This window comes from Pseudoalteromonas sp. PAB 2.2 (genome assembly GCF_001938575.1).
GTDB classification, from domain to species: Bacteria; Pseudomonadota; Gammaproteobacteria; order Enterobacterales; family Alteromonadaceae; genus Pseudoalteromonas; species Pseudoalteromonas lipolytica.
Genome location: NZ_LYPI01000008.1, coordinates 572,168 through 588,763 on the forward strand (window position 1 = coordinate 572,168; position 16,596 = coordinate 588,763).

Here is a 16,596-nt window from a genome sequence, read left to right on the forward strand (position 1 = left end):
ATTTTTAAATTGACGCACTCAATACATTAAAAAAGCGGCATTTTGCCGCTTTTTACACTGCTTGCTAATACCCTTTCTAGAGAGTAGGTACTAAGAGAATTTCACCCTGTGATACTTTCATATCCAAAGGTAACTTACTTAGTAGTGCCACTTTAGGGTCATTCATATTTAGTTTATAAACTGGATTAACGGCTAAAAAGCTATTTATAACTTGCATCGCTTGCTCATCTAGTAAGTTTAAATTACCTTTAAACCCAGCAGTATCGACCGTGGTGTCTATTAATTTCACATTACGAAGAAACACCGCTTTTTTCTCACTGTCATAGAAAGGACTGCCTTCGATTTTTAGTTTTAATCTTACTGGGTATTTAAGTGCAAACGCTTTAATCACTGCACTTGAGTCTGCGCCTAAAACGACTACGTCGCGTTTATCTGGACCAACGTTAACACTTAAGTCATTTACTGAAAAATCAACTGGCAAACCCATCAACTTAATTTGTTCACTGAGTTTTGGTAACTGATTTGCAAGTGCAGTTTCTATTTCTGAATTTGTAAATGAATAAACAGAGACACCTTGATCTGTGCTCTTACACGCCCCTAAAAATAAACACGTAAGTAATATTAAAATTCTCATTTTTTTCCTCAAAAAAGCCGCTTTAAAAGCGGCTTAAATCAACCATGTTAACTTATTTAATCTTTCAATAATCAAGATAAGTAGGATATGACACCCCACTTATCTTGAGAGAAAACTAAATACCTTAATCGATTGCTATTAATCGTTAAATTGCGAATATAACTTTAAGCCTAGCTAGTGTGTCAGGTGAAACTGAACCTTCACTGACCGCTAAAAGTTGTTTTAGATAGTAGTAAACATCAGCCTGTTCGCCACGATGCTTATCATCAAGCATTGCAACTTGCTCTGTCATACGTAATTGGCTATCGGCTGATTCAACCCCTGCTAAAATTTCAATACGTGTCAACAACTGCTGCGCAGTTAATGCTGTTGTTAACGAAGCCTGAAATTGAGCCGGTATAGTACTGCCCTCTTCTAGGGCACTAAACAAAGCAGCTAGCTTTGATTGTTCAGCTTGTTTACCAAGCACCTCTGTTTTCGCCGCAATGGCACTTTCTAATTGCGCAACTCGACCACTAAGTGATTTAGAGTAGTCTAATGCCGATAATTTAGCCGCTAAGTCTTTAAGTTGTGCTAAGTGAACCACACTGCCTAACGCAGACTCAAGCTCGGTTAATTCCACTGCAGCGACTTCATCATTCTGCTGTTGAGCTTGCTTTTGTATTTCAAACTCTGCGCTACGCTTTGCAAATGTCTCATCGTTGACACGTCTAAATTGCTGCCATAACGTGTTTTCTGCTTTCATGCCAGCAAAACCAATTGTTTGCCATGTTTGTTGCAATGCCTTTAATTGCTGACATGCGGTTGCAAGGTCGTCAGATTGAGAAAGTAGTGTTGCCTGCTCAACGAGGGCACTTTTCTGTTCCGCATTGGCTTTGTGAAATGCAGCTAACTTCGCATTCACTTGCGACTGAACCGTTTTGAACTCGCTGTGTAATTCACGATACGTTTTAGGGTCTACATTACCCGCAGAACGCCATGATTTACTGATGCGGTTATACTTACTTTCAAACTGTTTCCAGTCAAAATCATCGGTCTGTGCATCAAGCTCAGCTAATTGCTGCATTTGTGCAATAATATCTAAACGCTGTGTTTTTGCGTGCTCGCGCAACTGCTCTTGCTCTGCAAAATACTCACGACAAGGCGTGAACAAAACTTCAATGTGTTGATCAAAAAGTTCACCCTGCTGTTTTTCAGCATCAGTATCTAAGCGACCTAATTCATTCCAACGACGGCGTAATTGTTTAACTTGCTCAGCACGCTGTTTAGGATCGGTACATGGCGTTGCAACAAGCTCACTGACCTCTTGTAAAATAGCGTCGCGCTTCGGCGCCGATGCATATTTTTGCCAGTCTTTCGCTTCTGCTAGCTGTGCCTCAAGATCTGCTTTTAATGTATTTAATGGCTGCTTATAAGACTCGGTTAATGTCTCATATAACTCTTCAAATCCTTTAAAAACACCAAAGGCAACATTAAAACGACCTTGATCAATCAAACGTTTAACATCACGTGCTTTGCGCTTCGCGGCTTGTTGGTTTTTGTCAAACTTACTCGTTAATGGCAACATAGCATGTTGCCACGCTTTCACACATTCCGTTAAGTTAGCTTTAAAGCGCCCTTGTAGGCGAGACGGGATATGCGAGAGTTTTTTTCGCGCGAATTTGCTTTTCTGCTCAAACTCTTTATTTAGCGTATCAAACTGTGTTTCATCGTCGCTTGTCGTAACCGCAGATAAAGCATCGAATGCCGCTTTATAGTCAGCAATCGCAGCAACTAACTGTGGTAACTGCTCCACTTGTTTAAACAAATTCGCTAAATGCTGTTTCACATCACGTACATTTTGATTGTCAGCAAGCTCAGTCTCAGCAAGTGCCTCTTTTGCTTGACTTACTTTCGCTTCAAGCCAATCTTGCTGTATTTGTTCTGGGGTCTCTAGACCGAGCTGTAATGCATTTTCAATTTCTTCGCCTAGCGCTTCTAAAGTAGCCAGTGCCAACACTTGACGCTGTTGCTCTGCAAGCTTTTGCTGCTGCGCCTCATGCTCTTTGCTAAGTATCGCAAGATGTGTATCTAACTTTGCGATAATGGCTGAGTATTTTTTATCTAATAAGTTGACTTGTTCATCCGTTAGCCACTTTAACTCGATGGCCTGCCATTGCTGTAGTAAATCAGCATGTTGCTGAGATACTAGGTTGAAATCACTTTTTTCACGCAGTGCATTAAGTTTAGCAAGTACAATTCGGGTATCAGCTTCAACTTTAGCCGGCATTTCAGCGGCTAAACGCTCATTTTCTAAATGGGCAGCAAGTTGCGTATGCGCTTCACCTTTAGCATGTTTCAAAAGTGTTTTAGACAGTTGGTGTTGAATTACAAGTTCAACTAATTTGAGCTGTAACTCTTCGCTTCCTTCTTTGAAAGCTTTATCAACTAGGTTTGGGTTAGCTAAGCGTTTTAGTAACTTAACACGCACTTGAATTTCTTTTTCTGCAAACGCGAGTTTTTCAAGTGTTTTAACGGGTGCAAAACGTTCAATGAATTCGTTTTTTATGCTCTCATCAAGCTGACTGTCGGTGTTTAACACCGCTTGATTTATATGCTGTTCGGCAATCTCTTTTAATGCCTGATCTTGTTTATATACTTGCCACCATAAAACAATATCATTTACTTTATTCAATGCTTTTTTACGGATTTCTGCTGAACTGTCTTCAAGCGCGATGCTATTCAAAATGTTGACATCACGTTCTGAGTCAAGGCGTTCAACAGCAGCCAAACGAACTTGGCTCTTAGGGTGTTTCCATTTCGGTGTAAATAGGTGTTTAAAGATCATTTTCACTAAACCTAGCTATTTCATTTTCAGATGCGAATTCTTTTTGCAATTGAGCTTTGCTCTTTTGCACCATTTCACCATTGGCACCAATGGTAAACTGCTCATTGGTCTGCGAAACTTTAGCTTGATAAAGCATCACGAGTTGAACGGTTTGTTGTTTTTGCTCTTCAGTCAATACCGTGCCATCAGGCCATTTGCCTGTTGATGCGCCATACTGAAGACGTTCAAATACTTCTGGGGTGATATTCTTAACGATGTGATCAATATTCATGTTACTTTTTCTTTTTTAAAACAACTAAATAGATACGGCTTACAATATACCATACAAAGCCTACTGCCATGGCTGCCGAATAGGCATACCACTCTAAAGATTCTGCTTCAGGGTGAATAAAGTAATAACAGAAAAAGCCCCCTAAAAATAAAATCAGTGCGAGGAAAGAATGATTCATAAACTTTTGCTGTTTACGAATGCGCGTTTCTTTTTGCATTTGCTGCAACTGCTCATTGCTCAGCTCAGTGACTTGGCACTCACAATGAGGACATTGTTTATGTTTGTCAGATATTGATTTTGCACATTGCGGGCAACTAATAATCGCCATATCTTTCTCCATACTACGCATAAAAAAGGCGCCTTTAGGCGCCCTTTATTGTACTTGTTTTATGAGTCGATGTCTTTTTCGAATTGCATTCAATCGTGAAGATTCGAAAATAGTAATAACTAAGACGCTCTAACCCACACTTTAAGTTTATTGCTTTAGCAACTTATGATTTATCTTTTGCCTTTTGTTCAAGGCGTTTTTCCCAGAATGTGGCATTTTTAATCCCTAACTTAATAGGGTCGAATGTAATTTCGCCACCGGCTTTCTTTTGCTCTTCATAATCGCGTAAACAATTAAGCGCAGGCTTAGCCACGAAAAAGATAGCTAAAATGCCCACAATATTAATCCACGCCATTAAGCCAACACCGATATCACCAATAGCCCAGATATACCCAGAGCTATTAACCATACCGTATGCCACCATAAACATAATAACGAGCTTTACAAGAACAAGTGGAATGCTCCCCTTGAAATAACGATTTAAGTAAGCAACGTTTGTCTCTGCGATATAGTAATAAGCAAGAATTGTCGTAAATGCAAAGAAAAACAACGCAATACCAACAAACGCCTGGCCAAAACCACCAAACACACTAAATAATGCCATTTGCGTAAAGGCTGCTGAGCCAATTTCAGTTGCTGCATCAACGTTTTGAACAATGAATTGCCCTTCAGGTAATTCACCTACGATATTATATTGTTGAGTAATTAAAATCATTAATGCCGTTGCTGTACATACAAAGATAGTATCAACATAGACTGAAAAAGCTTGCACTAATCCTTGTTGTGCTGGGTGATCAACCTCAGCGGCTGAAGCAGCATGCGGCCCCGTACCCTGACCCGCTTCATTTGAGTATATACCGCGTTTTACACCCCAACCTATCGCTGCACCAAAGCCCGCTTGAGCCGTAAATGCATCAGTAATAATAAGTGAAAAAATACCCGGTACTTTATCAAGGTTTATAAATACCACGATTAAAGCAAGAACAATGTAACCAAGAGCCATAAATGGCACAACGATTTGAGTAAAGTTGGCAATACGTTTAATGCCACCAAAAATAATGAACGCTAACACAATCAAAATGATCGCAAGTGCAACCAGTTTAAAGCTACCAACATCACCAAAACTTGTGCTCACTAATGTACCTTCGCCAAACACTTGGGTAAATGCGTTACCTACCGCATTCGCTTGTACACCTGGTAAAAATACACCGCATGCGATAATTGCCGACACAGCAAATAGCACTGCTAACCACTTTTGTTGTAAGCAACGATCAAAGTAATAAGCAGGGCCACCGCGATACTGGCCATCTTCTTCTGATTTATAAATTTGACCTAGTGTTGATTCTGCATACGCGGTACTGGCTCCTAAAAATGCCACGACCCACATCCAAAAAATAGCACCGGGGCCACCAAAACCAATTGCTGCAGCTACACCTGCGATGTTACCAACACCAACACGGCCTGATAACGAAACTGCCAAAGCTTGAAATGATGAAATACCGGTATTAGAACTGTTTGAGCTTAGTAGCAACTTACACATTTCTTTGAAATGTCTAACTTGAGCAAAACGGGTTAAAACGGAATAAAACAGACCTGCGCCAAGACATAAATAGATGAGTGCACTACTCCAGACTACGTCATTAACGGCGCTTACAAAAGCTTCCATGGATATCCTCTATGATTATATTTTTTATTGTTAGTTACGATACTCGGCGTTAGCTTGTGAGAATGCGCGACATACATATAGATGCGAGAAATAAATACTAAGATTAATTTACTTCTCAGCTAAACGTATTGAATATTAACTTAAATCAACCAACCTTGTTAACAGTTAATTTTCAATATAACAAATCTAATTACGTGATATGTAGCAGAAACAAGGACGGGCATCAGTATTCGCTGATGCCCGTCCTTGGATTAGACTCGTTATCGTAATTTATCGACAACGTTAACAATGGCCGCTAGTGTATCTTGACCAAATTGATACGAGCGACGATCTGACCAGCCATAGTCAGGATCTGGTAAATCGTTATTATCTTTAAATGGCATTTCAACAGTGTACGCCAAAGCATTAAACTCATGAGCAACTGCAGAAGAACCAACCGTTAAGTTCGCTTGGCCTGGTTCATCTTTCGGATAACCGTGCTCATCTTGAAATTCAGGTGTCACTGTTAATAGCGCTGCTTTGAAGCTGTCTTCAAGCTCTTTTAAGCGGTCATCGTATCCCGGAATGCCTTCGCTGCCCGCAACAAAGTTATATGGAATAGCTTCGTCACCATGAATATCTAGGTGCATATCAAGGCCTGTTTCACGCATTTTATTTAGCACTAAGAATACTTCAGGGCTATTTTCCAGGCTTGGCGTTTGCCATTCACGATTTAAGTTCACGCCTTTAGCATTGGTACGCAGATGACCACGAACGCTGCCATCTGGGTTCATGTTTGGCACAATGTAGAACACCGCTTTTGATAAAAGTGCAGCGGCATGTGGGTCTTCATCATCAAGTAATTTATGTAGTAAACCTTCAACGTACCACTCAGCCATCGTTTCGCCTGGGTGTTGGCGTGCAGTAATCCAAATTGTTTTCTTATCACTGCTTGGAATACCAACACGTAGCACACTCATGTCACGACCATCTAACGTTTCGCCGAGTGTTTCAAGCTCACAAGCGTGCTGGCTTTGTGCCCATGCTAATAAATCTAAATGACGGTCATAGCTGTATGGCGCAAAATACGCGAAATACACGCAGCCACACTCTGGTTCCATTTCAAATGATAGTGTGCCATTTGCGTACTCTGAAGGGACACGGAACCACGTTTGACGGTCGTAAGACGCAACAGCATGGTAACCTTCCCAACCATCTGGGTAGGCTGAATTTTCTAAGTTGTTGATATGTAACTTGTGGTTTTGAAATGGGGTTGTTTCTAGACGAAAGTGAAACCACTGGAAAAAATCAGACTGATTATCTTTATTGATTTCTAATTGAATATTCAGCGGGTCAACGGCTTCAATAACCTTGATGTTACCACTGTCAAAATTGCTGGTAATTTTCATTCTATAAACCTATTGCTTAAAAATAATTCTTAACGGCGTAGTCATTCGATAAGAATTAAGTCAACGCACCGATTAGGACGTTTTGTTAGTAATATGTAGCAGACTAAATACAGCCTACCACATGCAGAAAATTTGCAAAAACTTTCACGACTAAAAAAGCCAGCAATATGCTGGCTTTTAAATTTATCACGTTAGGTATTAGCGAGGTAAGCTTGGGAACGTTACTTCAGCCATATCACGCATACAACGTACTACTTGGCAGCTATAACCAAACTCGTTATCGTACCAAACGTAAAGTACAACACGGTTGTCATCAACAATCGTCGCTTGTGAATCTACAACACCTGCATAGCGGCTGCCCACTAAGTCTGTAGATACGATTTCTGTTGATGCTGTGTAATCGATTTGGTCACGTAAATCTGAATGCAGCGCAGTATCACGTAAGAAAGCATTTAACTCTTCAACGGTTGTGCCTTTTTCAAGGTTAAGGTTTAAGATAGCCATTGATACGTTAGGTGTAGGTACACGGATAGCGTTACCCGTCAGTTTACCTTCAAGTTCAGGTAATGCTTTTGATACAGCTTTAGCAGCACCTGTCGAAGTGATAACCATGTTAAGTGCCGCAGCACGACCACGACGCTCAGCACTGTGGTAGTTGTCGATTAAGTTTTGGTCATTTGTATAAGAGTGAACCGTTTCAACGTGGCCATTCTTAATACCAAACTTATCGTTTAATGCTTTAAGCGTTGGTGTGATTGCATTTGTTGTACAGCTTGCTGCACAGACAATTTTATCTTCAGGTTTGATATCTTTGTTATTTACACCGTAAACGATATTTTTAATATTACCTTTCGCAGGCGCAGTTAAAAGTACTTTTGAAGCGCCTTTTGATTCTAGGTGAAGTCCAAGGCCTGCTTCGTCTTTCCAGATACCAGTATTATCAACGATAAGCGCGTTGTCGATACCGTATGCAGTGTAATCAATTTCGTTAGGTGAGTTAGCATAGATAACTTGGATGTAGCTACCGTTCGCTTTAATTGCATTGCGCTCTTTATCAATCGTAATAGAACCATTGAAAGGACCATGGATTGAGTCACGACGCAATAAACTTGCACGCTTTTCAAGGTCACCATCTTTACCGCCACGTACAACTATCGCGCGTAAGCGTAAGTCTGCATAAGGACCTGATTTTTCAATTAATAAACGAGCTAACAAACGACCAATTCGGCCAAAACCATATAAAACAACGTCACGTGGCTCTTTGCGCTCTGCATTCGCAATTTCAGCAAGCTCTTCAGTTAAATACTCTTCAACAGAACGGCCTTTAGCGGCATCGTTATATAAATAACCGTATGCTAATTTACCAATATCGATGCGTGCTGAGTTTAAATCCATTTTGCTGATGGCTTCTAAAAATGGGAAGCTCTCGCGCAAACGTAATTTAGTGCCTTCAAACTGAGCAACAGTTTTGTGGGCTTTGATGATATCGATAGGGCTAGCATTAACAAGCGGGCGGCCATAAACAGCAATTTCGATACCGCGGTTACGGTATAGGCGACCAATAATTGGTTGCATGCTTTCTGCGTAATCTTGGCGTTCTTGCCAGCTGTTTGTGTATTCTAACTCGTGAGATGAGGTCATTTTTTTTACCTAATTAAACAATTTTGAACGGATAGCCTTAAAAATATGCTGTGATTTGAGAGCAACACATCTCAGGCAGGGGTATTCTAATTTAAACTCAAATGATTCTCCACTGTTACAGAACAATTCATTGCGCTAGAATAAAGTCGTATTTATTAACTCGAGGTTAAGGAATGTTACTAAGAGCAAGCGTTTTGCTTGGTTTATTGGCATTAACAGGGTGTGAAGATCCGCTTACACTGGCTAAAGTGTGCGACGAAACACCGGGTTTTTGTAGTGATCTAAACAAAGATAGCCACTGCAAAGAACAACGTGCCGATGTGATAATTCAACGTTATGTTGAATATAAGTCACCCACTGACGAAAACAAATATCAATTATTGAAAGACTTTGAAAAATATAATCAATGTGTGTCTTTGGCAGCAAAAATTGAGCATATTAAGTTAAAAGAAAAAACCACATCTCGTGTGGAAGGTCATTTAACCAGTATTAAAGAAATGACACGTATCTTCCAAGACACAAAAGATACCAATCATCCAGGGCTACTCTATTACCATTGGTCACGCAATAACGACCAATCAGCGTTATCAAAATTACTTGCTTTAGAGAACAAACAAGATAAACGCGTAACAGAAAATGCAGAAATACAATTTTTCTTAGCCAGTTACTATGTCAAGTTTGACGATGAAAAAACCATTGATCTGCTCTACAAAACATTAGAGCTAAATAAGGCAGGTCAAACACCTAACCCAGAAATTTATCCAACACTTGTAAGCTTATTTTACAAACACGAAAAATATAAGCACGCTTACACATTCGCACGTGTTGCACAATTATCAGGGTTTGAAAATGTTGATATTTTGCCGATTGAGCACAAGCTCACCGTTTCTGGTAAAAGTCTCGACAGCCTCAATGAGCTCGCACAAAAAACTTACGACAGCATTCAAGCTGGCGAATTTGTCTCGCCCCGAGGCTTTTAAAAATAAAAAAGGCAGCGAATGCTGCCTTTTCTTATTTTGATTTGCTTGTACCAACTTCCACACGAGTTTTAAGCTTCTGACCTGGTCTAAAGGTCACAACTCGGCGTGCCGAAATAGGGATGTCTTCGCCTGTTTTCGGATTACGGCCTGGACGTTCTTTTTTATCTCGAAGATCAAAGTTACCAAATCCAGAGAGCTTAACCTGCTCGCCTTTTTCTAGCGCTGAGCGGATTTCTTCAAAAAACGCTTCAACTAAATCTTTGGCATCTTTTTTATTGATCCCGAGTTTTTCAAATAGGTGTTCAGCTATGTCGGCTTTAGTAAGCGCCATATCTAGTCCCTCAACGATGCGTTAAATTGTTCGGCCAATGCGGCCACCACATTATCAACTACTTGATTGATATCTTTCTCTTCGAGCGTTCTATCAACCGCTTGCAGTGTTAGAGCAATCGCCAAACTCTTATAATTTGGCTCAATACCTTTGCCCTTATACACATCGAATAAGTTTAGGTCAACCAATTGATTTCCGCCAACTTTTTCTATGACCTTAAAAATATCACCCGATTTCACGTGATCTTCCACTAAAATCGCGATATCACGGCGGTTTGACGGGAATTTCGACACTGCAACTGCTTCAGGTAATTTTCTTTTTTCAAGAGCCGACATTTCAATTTCAAACACGAATGCTGTGTTATTGATATCTAGCGACTTTTGTACTTGTGGATGAACCGCACCAAAGAAACCAACCTTTTTACCATCAGCATAAATAACGGCAGATTGACCAGGGTGTAAGCCATCTGACTGTTCTGCTTTTATCTCAAAACGTGACATATCGTTGCTAATAGCTAAAAGTGCCTCAACATCGCCCTTTAAGTCATAAAAATCAACAGGACGCTTTTCTTGAACCCAATGTTCACCGTGAGCAAGACCCGAAATCACACCACCGATTACCGCAACTTGGTTTACCCCATTTTCGGCCTGTTCGTCACGTAAGAATTTTAAGCCATGTTCAAACAAACGAACACGCGGTTGCTGACGATTTTGGTTATACACCAATGATGCCAACAAGCCAGGCATTAAGCTTACACGCATCGCTGACATTTCAACTGAAATTGGGTGAGGTAATATCAATGCATCACTTTGCGGATGCAGAATTGCTTGTGCTTTAGGGTCTACGAAGCTGTATGTGATAGCTTCTTGATAACCACGTGTCACTAAAGTATTACGGAATTTAGTAACCGCAACATGTGATTCATTGTGGTTAGTCATTTTTAGCTTAGCTGTCGGCGCTACGTTTGGAATGCTGTTATAACCAAACACACGCGCCACTTCTTCAATTAAGTCTTCTTCGATACGGATATCAAAGCGGTAACTAGGTACATCAGCGCTCCATACACCATCGACAATTTTCACGTCTAAGCCTAAACGCGTTAGGATATCAGTAACTTTTGCATCATCAATGTGATAACCAATGACACGGTCTAAACGCTCACGGCGTAAACGCACTTCAGTTACTTTTGGCAATTTATCATTTGCAACCGCTTCAACGACTGGACCTGCTTCGCCACCTACAATATCAAGTAACAGTGCTGTTGCACGCTCCATTGCATCTTTTTGCAAGGCAAAGTCAACACCGCGCTCATAGCGATGTGATGCATCTGTGTGAAGACCGTAACTACGTGCTTGGCCCGCAATAGCAACTGGGTTGAAAAACGCACTTTCTAATAAAATATCAGAGGTTGATTCTGTCACACCTGACTTTTCGCCACCAAAAATACCTGCAATAGCAAGCGCTTTGTTGTGATCTGCAATAACAAGCGTAGACTCATTCAGTTTAGCTGTGTTGCCATCAAGAAGGACCAACTCTTCGCCCGCATGAGCGCTGCGAACTTTAATGCCGCCTTCAATCGCATTTAAGTCAAATGCGTGCATTGGGTGGCCAAGCTCTAATAACACGTAGTTTGTTACATCAACCACTGGGTCGATTGAACGAATACCACTGCGGCGCAGCTTTTCTACCATCCAAAGTGGTGTCTGTGCATCTAAGTTAATTCCCTTGATTACACGACCTAAATAACGAGGACAGGCATCATCGTTAACAAGTTCAATTGAAACTTTGTCGTCGATCGTTGCAGCAACTGGCGCAATATCAAGTGTATTAACATCAATACTGTTTAGAACACCCACTTCACGGGCAAGACCTTTTATGCCTAAACAGTCACCACGGTTTGGTGTAAGGTCAACATCAATGATGTTGTCATCTAGGTTTAAATACTCGCGTAAATCTGTACCGATTGGTGCATCAGCTGGCAATTCCATGATGCCGTCGCCTTCTTCGCTGATCCCTAATTCAACGAATGCACACAGCATACCATGTGAGGGTTGACCACGAAGCTTGGCTTTTTTAATTTTAAAGTCGCCAGGTAAAACTGCACCAACCGTGGCGACAGCTACTTTTAGTCCTTGACGGCAGTTTGGTGCACCACACACGATATCAAGAAGCTCATCACCGCCAACATTTACTTTAGTCACACGTAGTTTGTCTGCATCTGGGTGCTGACCGCATTCAACAACTTCACCAACGACAACACCGGTAAATTCTGCCGCTGCGGGCTCCACGCCATCCACTTCAAGACCAGCCATTGATAACTGTTCCGAAAGAGCCTGCGTGTCGATTGCTGGGTTAACCCACTCTCTTAACCACTTTTCACTAAATTTCATTTTATTTCTTCACTCTTAACGGAACTGGTTTAGGAATTTTAAATCGTTTTCGAAAAATGCACGTAAGTCATTTACGCCATAACGTAACATTGTTAAGCGCTCTACACCCATACCGAATGCAAAGCCGGTGTATTTTTCAGGATCGATACCTACTGATTTAAGAACGTTAGGGTGTACCATGCCACAACCAAGTACTTCTAACCATTTACCGTTTTTACCCATTACGTCAACCTCTGCTGATGGCTCAGTAAATGGGAAGTAAGATGGACGGAAACGAATTTCCATATCTTCTTCAAAGAAGTTACGTAGAAAATCGTGAAGAATACCTTTTAACTCTGTGAAACTAACATCTGTATCAACCATCAAGCCTTCCACTTGGTGGAACATCGGCGTGTGCGTTTGGTCATAATCGTTACGGTATACACGACCAGGAGAGATAATACGCAATGGCGGCTGTTCCGTTTCCATAGTACGAATTTGCACACCACTTGTTTGCGTACGTAGCACAAGCTTAGGATTAAAATAGAAAGTATCGTGATCCGCACGCGCTGGATGATGCTCAGGAATATTTAATGCGTCGAAGTTATGAAAATCGTCTTCAACTTCAGGACCTGATTTAACCGCAAAACCTAATTCGCCGAAAAAGCTCTCAATTCGCTCAATTGTACGAGTTACTGGGTGTAAGCCACCTGTTGGCATGACACGACCGGGTAATGTTACGTCGATCGTTTCTGCGGCTAGCTTTTCTTCAAGAGCCTTACTTGCTAGTAACTCACGCTTTTCGTTGATTGCTGTTTGTACTTCTTGTTTTGCTTGGTTAATCACTTGACCCGCTTCTTTACGCTCTTCAGGGGCAATCTTGCCAAGCGTTTTAAGTAAGTTGGTGATTTCACCCTTTTTACCAAGGTAATTAACCCTGATATCTTCTAATTGCGCGATTTCACTCGCACTGGCTACAGCCTCAAGTGCTTGCGCTAAAATATTTTCTAAGTTCATTGAGTACCTGGTTTTTCACAGAGGATTTTGTAATAGCTAATGATAACTGAAAGCAAGGACTAGATTCTAGCCCTACTAAAGCTTTAACGTTGATTTTATGAAAGGAATAGTTAATTTTCTTTGTGCAGCCATCGATGCATGGTCAAGTTTGTCCAATACATCCAATAATGCTCGCATATCACGACTTAATCGGGTTAATAAAAAGCGGGCACACTCATCGGTTAATTCAAGGCCACGCATATGAGCACGACGTACTAGCGCTTCTGCTTTATCATCATCGCTCATAGAACGAATTTGCAACGTTGTGCCCCACTTTAAACGCGACTCCAAGTCGGGCAAATTAATATGCAACATGTCTGGAAGCAAATCAGCCGTTACCACTAAAAACTTGCTCGGCTCGTTAAAGCGATTAAAAAAGTTAAAAAGGCCTTTTTCCCACGCATCATTCCCTGCAATAAGGTGCAAGTCATCAATACATAGAACATCGAGCGTTTCTAATCCTTCGAGCACAACTGGACCAAAATCAATGACCTCTCGCATCGATAACAACATCGTTGATAGACCCAGTTCTTGCGCGTGAATACAGGTTGCATAAAGTAAGTGTGACTTGCCTGAGTCACCTAAACCACACAAATATGTGTATTGAAACTTGCTATTTAACTTAGTAAAAGCATCTTTCAAGTGGCTGACTTCAAGCGAGTTTTCACCACCAAAATACGATGTAAATGTTTCATCATCAGGCAACGTTACTGGCAATGCCATTTGCATAGGTTCTTGCACGAGTGTTAAAGCCCCTGCCATTGATACTCTAGTTCATCGTTGTTGACGACTTGATAAAAATCTCTTGGGTTTTGGTAGGCTTTAAAAGCACTATCAAGTTCTAATGCTTTTCTAAAATCATTCATACTGCCAGTGTGGTTCACAACAAATTGTACGGAGTCAGGAGTACGAACAGCAATTTGTGCTTGTGTAACAACACTTAAACTTTCTAAGCGACGTTTTGCAAACTCAATATCAACAAAGTTCGTAATTCCTTTTAAATGAAAGGTTGCGGTTGCGAGTTGCCCAATCATGGTAGGATCAATGGCGTACTCAAGCGCTAAGCCGCCTGCTAGGCTATCTACCATATCAGCCACAATTTGTTGCTTATCACCCACCAAGCGATTCGATTCAAACAATTCATCATTGGTAAACCGCCAATCAAGCACCCACGTTTCAGAATCCTGCTGTTTATACATGCGCGCAGTAATACTTCTTTCAGCACTGTAACGACTTGAAGCTCGCTCTACAGGGTCTGAAAAGTTCCCCCATACTTCTGGTATACCGACAATGGCTCGATCTTCTAAATCAAGCAATGGCACAACAACGGGTAAACCGCGGCGACCTGCTTTATCATATATAAGCTGTTCAAGCTGAGGGTAACTTTCTTGTGTCACAAGTTCGCGACGCCAGTTATCTTCAATTGCAAGCCAAATTGCCACCAATGGACGACGAGTCCCCCAAAGTGGGAGATTTAAATCTTTAATTAACGCATTGATTTTATTCGCTTCAAATTTTACGACGAGATTTAAAGTGCCATCTGCTTTTTCGTCGTATTCGAATTTAAGCATGTAATCTGAAATGTCTTTCGTGCGCTCTTTCGCGGTTGGATTTTGATCCGCACTCGTGTCGCCACTCACTTTAACCAATACATTCAGAAGCGCTTCACGGCTTGCTGCTAGGCGAGCATCGCGTGATTTATCAGCCACTTTAAGGGTATCTTGGTATAAGTTGGTTACTTCAACTGCAAATACTGACGCACTCGAAAAAAATAATAATAAACAAATAAGTAATCTAGACACTGGCTATTAGTTCTTGCTTTTAAACTCATTTGATCCTAAATCAAAGCCATAAACAAAGCAAAGTTAATTTACTGAACGGTCGCTGATCATAAGGTGATTCATCGTGCACAACGCTGTTAGAAGACTCATTAATAAAGGACGAATCAGCGCTAGGCGAAGTAGACAGCTTTAAAGATTTCAGCCCACTCTTCCCCTTTGATCGATACATCGTGATTAAACACCGTAGGAGATTTATGGACTCCCATAAAATAATGACACTGCGAGTAATCGTATGCGTTTTCGTGCGTTTGGTTCTTTTCGCGAAAGCGCTAAAAGCTGTTCAGCTATGTTTTGGTTCAATGTTATTAACCGGTGATTTTATATAGCCTATATTAGATCAGATATTTAAGCGGAATGGTATTAGTTTAGCGTAAAGTGAGTGATTCAATAAACCCCTTCATTTTTGTCATCATGATTAAACAACATGGGAATCGTTATTAAACATCTGATTACAAAGCGTGGGAACGGCTTTAGCCGTGAATGTCAGGGGTGTTGTATGAAGGGCATATCAGACACTTTCGGCACTAAAGTGCCTCCTACGTCTCTTCACCTTGCGCTTATGCGCCTTTTATCTCTGTATGCAATCTCGGCATAGTGCTGGACGATTTAGCCCTGAACGCAAAAAACCCGCTGCATTGCTGCAACGCGTTTCTCTAATTAGGAGCCATGGTGCGCTACGCAGTAGGATGTCCTACTTTCACATGGTCAATGCCACACGATGCTTACAAAGATATAGGTCGTAGGGGTCTTGGTTGGGTATTTTATTTTTCTACAGGCAACAAAAAACCCGACTCTTTCGAATCGGGTTTTTCTAATTAGGAGCCTGGCGATGTCCTACTTTCACATGGCAAATGCCACACTATCATCGGCGCTGTTTCGTTTCACTACTGAGTTCGGCATGGAGTCAGGTGGGTCCAAAACGCTATTGTCACCAAGCAAAATGCGTGGAAAGGATTCTCGACAAAGCGCATCGCGCTTACGAGTCCTTTGCGCAAGGTGAACTGATTTCGCATTAAGCGCTGCGGTTCACCCTACATAAAATTCGGAAWTCTGATAATCGTAAATCTACTTTAGTATACTAACTTCTGTCTGTTACGCTGTCATAAAACGCGTTTGGCGTTGTATGGTTAAGCCTCACGGGTAATTAGTACAGGTTAGCTTAATGGCTCACACCACTTCCACATCCTGCCTATCAACGTTGTAGTCTTCAACGGCCCTTCAGAGACTTTAAAAGTCTAGTGAGAACTCATCTCGAGGCCTGCTT

At 41.2% G+C, this 16,596-nt stretch carries 13 protein-coding genes and 2 rRNA genes; 1 reads left to right on the top strand and 14 read right to left on the bottom strand.

Annotation, left to right across the window (positions count from 1 at the left end; all coding sequences use genetic code 11):
* Positions 1-76 precede the first annotated feature (76 nt).
* The 7 genes from BWD47_RS06615 to BWD47_RS06645 all read right to left on the bottom strand — a co-directional run bounded on the left by BWD47_RS06615 (position 77) and on the right by BWD47_RS06645 (position 8,755).
* Positions 77-634, bottom strand: a complete 558-nt coding sequence (locus BWD47_RS06615) for a DUF1439 domain-containing protein (RefSeq protein WP_036969019.1) — start codon at positions 632-634, stop codon at positions 77-79.
* 145 nt (positions 635-779) lie between these two features.
* The gene (locus BWD47_RS06620; protein ID WP_075593671.1) at positions 780-3,461 is read right to left on the bottom strand and encodes a DUF349 domain-containing protein; all 2,682 of its coding nucleotides are present in this window, start codon (positions 3,459-3,461) and stop codon (positions 780-782) included.
* Positions 3,451-3,732 carry a YeaC family protein gene (locus BWD47_RS06625; RefSeq protein WP_036969024.1) on the bottom strand — a complete coding sequence of 94 codons (282 nt, stop codon included), beginning with the start codon at positions 3,730-3,732 and terminating at the stop codon, positions 3,451-3,453. The genes BWD47_RS06620 and BWD47_RS06625 overlap by 11 nt, the downstream gene beginning before the upstream one ends.
* A gap of 1 nt (position 3,733) precedes the next feature.
* Positions 3,734-4,060: a hypothetical protein gene (locus BWD47_RS06630; RefSeq protein ID WP_036969280.1), complete on the bottom strand. Its 327-nt coding sequence runs from the start codon at positions 4,058-4,060 to the stop codon at positions 3,734-3,736.
* Positions 4,061-4,223: 163 nt separating this feature from the next.
* Positions 4,224-5,726: a sodium:alanine symporter family protein gene (locus BWD47_RS06635; RefSeq protein WP_036969026.1), complete on the bottom strand. Its 1,503-nt coding sequence runs from the start codon at positions 5,724-5,726 to the stop codon at positions 4,224-4,226.
* Positions 5,727-5,986: 260 nt separating this feature from the next.
* Positions 5,987-7,114, bottom strand: a complete 1,128-nt coding sequence (locus tag BWD47_RS06640; RefSeq protein ID WP_075593672.1) for a M14-type cytosolic carboxypeptidase — start codon at positions 7,112-7,114, stop codon at positions 5,987-5,989.
* 198 nt (positions 7,115-7,312) lie between these two features.
* Positions 7,313-8,755 (bottom strand): glyceraldehyde-3-phosphate dehydrogenase, encoded by a 1,443-nt coding sequence (locus BWD47_RS06645; RefSeq protein WP_036969029.1) that lies wholly within the window; start codon positions 8,753-8,755, stop codon positions 7,313-7,315.
* Positions 8,756-8,928: 173 nt separating this feature from the next.
* On the opposite strand from BWD47_RS06645, the gene BWD47_RS06650 reads away from it, so the two are divergent.
* On the top strand, positions 8,929-9,735 hold the full coding sequence (locus BWD47_RS06650) for a DUF2989 domain-containing protein (RefSeq protein ID WP_036969031.1): 807 nt from the start codon (positions 8,929-8,931) through the stop codon (positions 9,733-9,735).
* A 31-nt stretch (positions 9,736-9,766) separates the two neighbouring features.
* Here the strand turns inward: BWD47_RS06650 and ihfA are convergent, their stop codons facing one another.
* The 7 genes from ihfA to BWD47_RS06685 all read right to left on the bottom strand — a co-directional run.
* Positions 9,767-10,066, bottom strand: a complete 300-nt coding sequence (ihfA, locus tag BWD47_RS06655; protein WP_036969033.1) for an integration host factor subunit alpha — start codon at positions 10,064-10,066, stop codon at positions 9,767-9,769.
* Between the two features lie 2 nt (positions 10,067-10,068).
* On the bottom strand, positions 10,069-12,456 hold the full coding sequence (pheT, locus tag BWD47_RS06660) for a phenylalanine--tRNA ligase subunit beta (RefSeq protein ID WP_075593673.1): 2,388 nt from the start codon (positions 12,454-12,456) through the stop codon (positions 10,069-10,071).
* Between the two features lie 15 nt (positions 12,457-12,471).
* Positions 12,472-13,452: a phenylalanine--tRNA ligase subunit alpha gene (gene pheS, locus BWD47_RS06665; protein WP_074988360.1), complete on the bottom strand. Its 981-nt coding sequence runs from the start codon at positions 13,450-13,452 to the stop codon at positions 12,472-12,474.
* 75 nt (positions 13,453-13,527) lie between these two features.
* Positions 13,528-14,253, bottom strand: a complete 726-nt coding sequence (hda, locus tag BWD47_RS06670; protein ID WP_213019300.1) for a DnaA regulatory inactivator Hda — start codon at positions 14,251-14,253, stop codon at positions 13,528-13,530.
* The gene (locus BWD47_RS06675; RefSeq protein ID WP_036969039.1) at positions 14,238-15,293 is read right to left on the bottom strand and encodes a DUF2066 domain-containing protein; all 1,056 of its coding nucleotides are present in this window, start codon (positions 15,291-15,293) and stop codon (positions 14,238-14,240) included. Before BWD47_RS06675 ends, hda begins: the two co-directional genes overlap by 16 nt.
* Before the next feature lie 860 nt (positions 15,294-16,153).
* Positions 16,154-16,268 (bottom strand): 5S ribosomal RNA (rrf, locus tag BWD47_RS06680).
* 187 nt (positions 16,269-16,455) lie between these two features.
* Positions 16,456-16,596 (bottom strand): 23S ribosomal RNA (locus BWD47_RS06685); the annotation flags it as partial.

Excerpts from the sequence above, each read along its gene's own strand:
- BWD47_RS06615 (WP_036969019.1), bottom strand. The coding sequence starts at position 634 with ATGAGAATTTTAATATTACTTACGTGTTTATTTTTAGGGGCGTGTAAG.
- BWD47_RS06620 (WP_075593671.1), bottom strand. The coding sequence starts at position 3,461 with ATGATCTTTAAACACCTATTTACACCGAAATGGAAACACCCTAAGAGC.
- BWD47_RS06625 (WP_036969024.1), bottom strand. The coding sequence starts at position 3,732 with ATGAATATTGATCACATCGTTAAGAATATCACCCCAGAAGTATTTGAA.
- BWD47_RS06630 (WP_036969280.1), bottom strand. The coding sequence starts at position 4,060 with ATGGCGATTATTAGTTGCCCGCAATGTGCAAAATCAATATCTGACAAA.
- BWD47_RS06635 (WP_036969026.1), bottom strand. The coding sequence starts at position 5,726 with ATGGAAGCTTTTGTAAGCGCCGTTAATGACGTAGTCTGGAGTAGTGCA.
- BWD47_RS06640 (WP_075593672.1), bottom strand. The coding sequence starts at position 7,114 with ATGAAAATTACCAGCAATTTTGACAGTGGTAACATCAAGGTTATTGAA.
- BWD47_RS06645 (WP_036969029.1), bottom strand. The coding sequence starts at position 8,755 with ATGACCTCATCTCACGAGTTAGAATACACAAACAGCTGGCAAGAACGC.
- BWD47_RS06650 (WP_036969031.1), top strand. The coding sequence starts at position 8,929 with ATGTTACTAAGAGCAAGCGTTTTGCTTGGTTTATTGGCATTAACAGGG.
- ihfA (WP_036969033.1), bottom strand. The coding sequence starts at position 10,066 with ATGGCGCTTACTAAAGCCGACATAGCTGAACACCTATTTGAAAAACTC.
- pheT (WP_075593673.1), bottom strand. The coding sequence starts at position 12,456 with ATGAAATTTAGTGAAAAGTGGTTAAGAGAGTGGGTTAACCCAGCAATC.
- pheS (WP_074988360.1), bottom strand. The coding sequence starts at position 13,452 with ATGAACTTAGAAAATATTTTAGCGCAAGCACTTGAGGCTGTAGCCAGT.
- hda (WP_213019300.1), bottom strand. The coding sequence starts at position 14,253 with ATGGCAGGGGCTTTAACACTCGTGCAAGAACCTATGCAAATGGCATTG.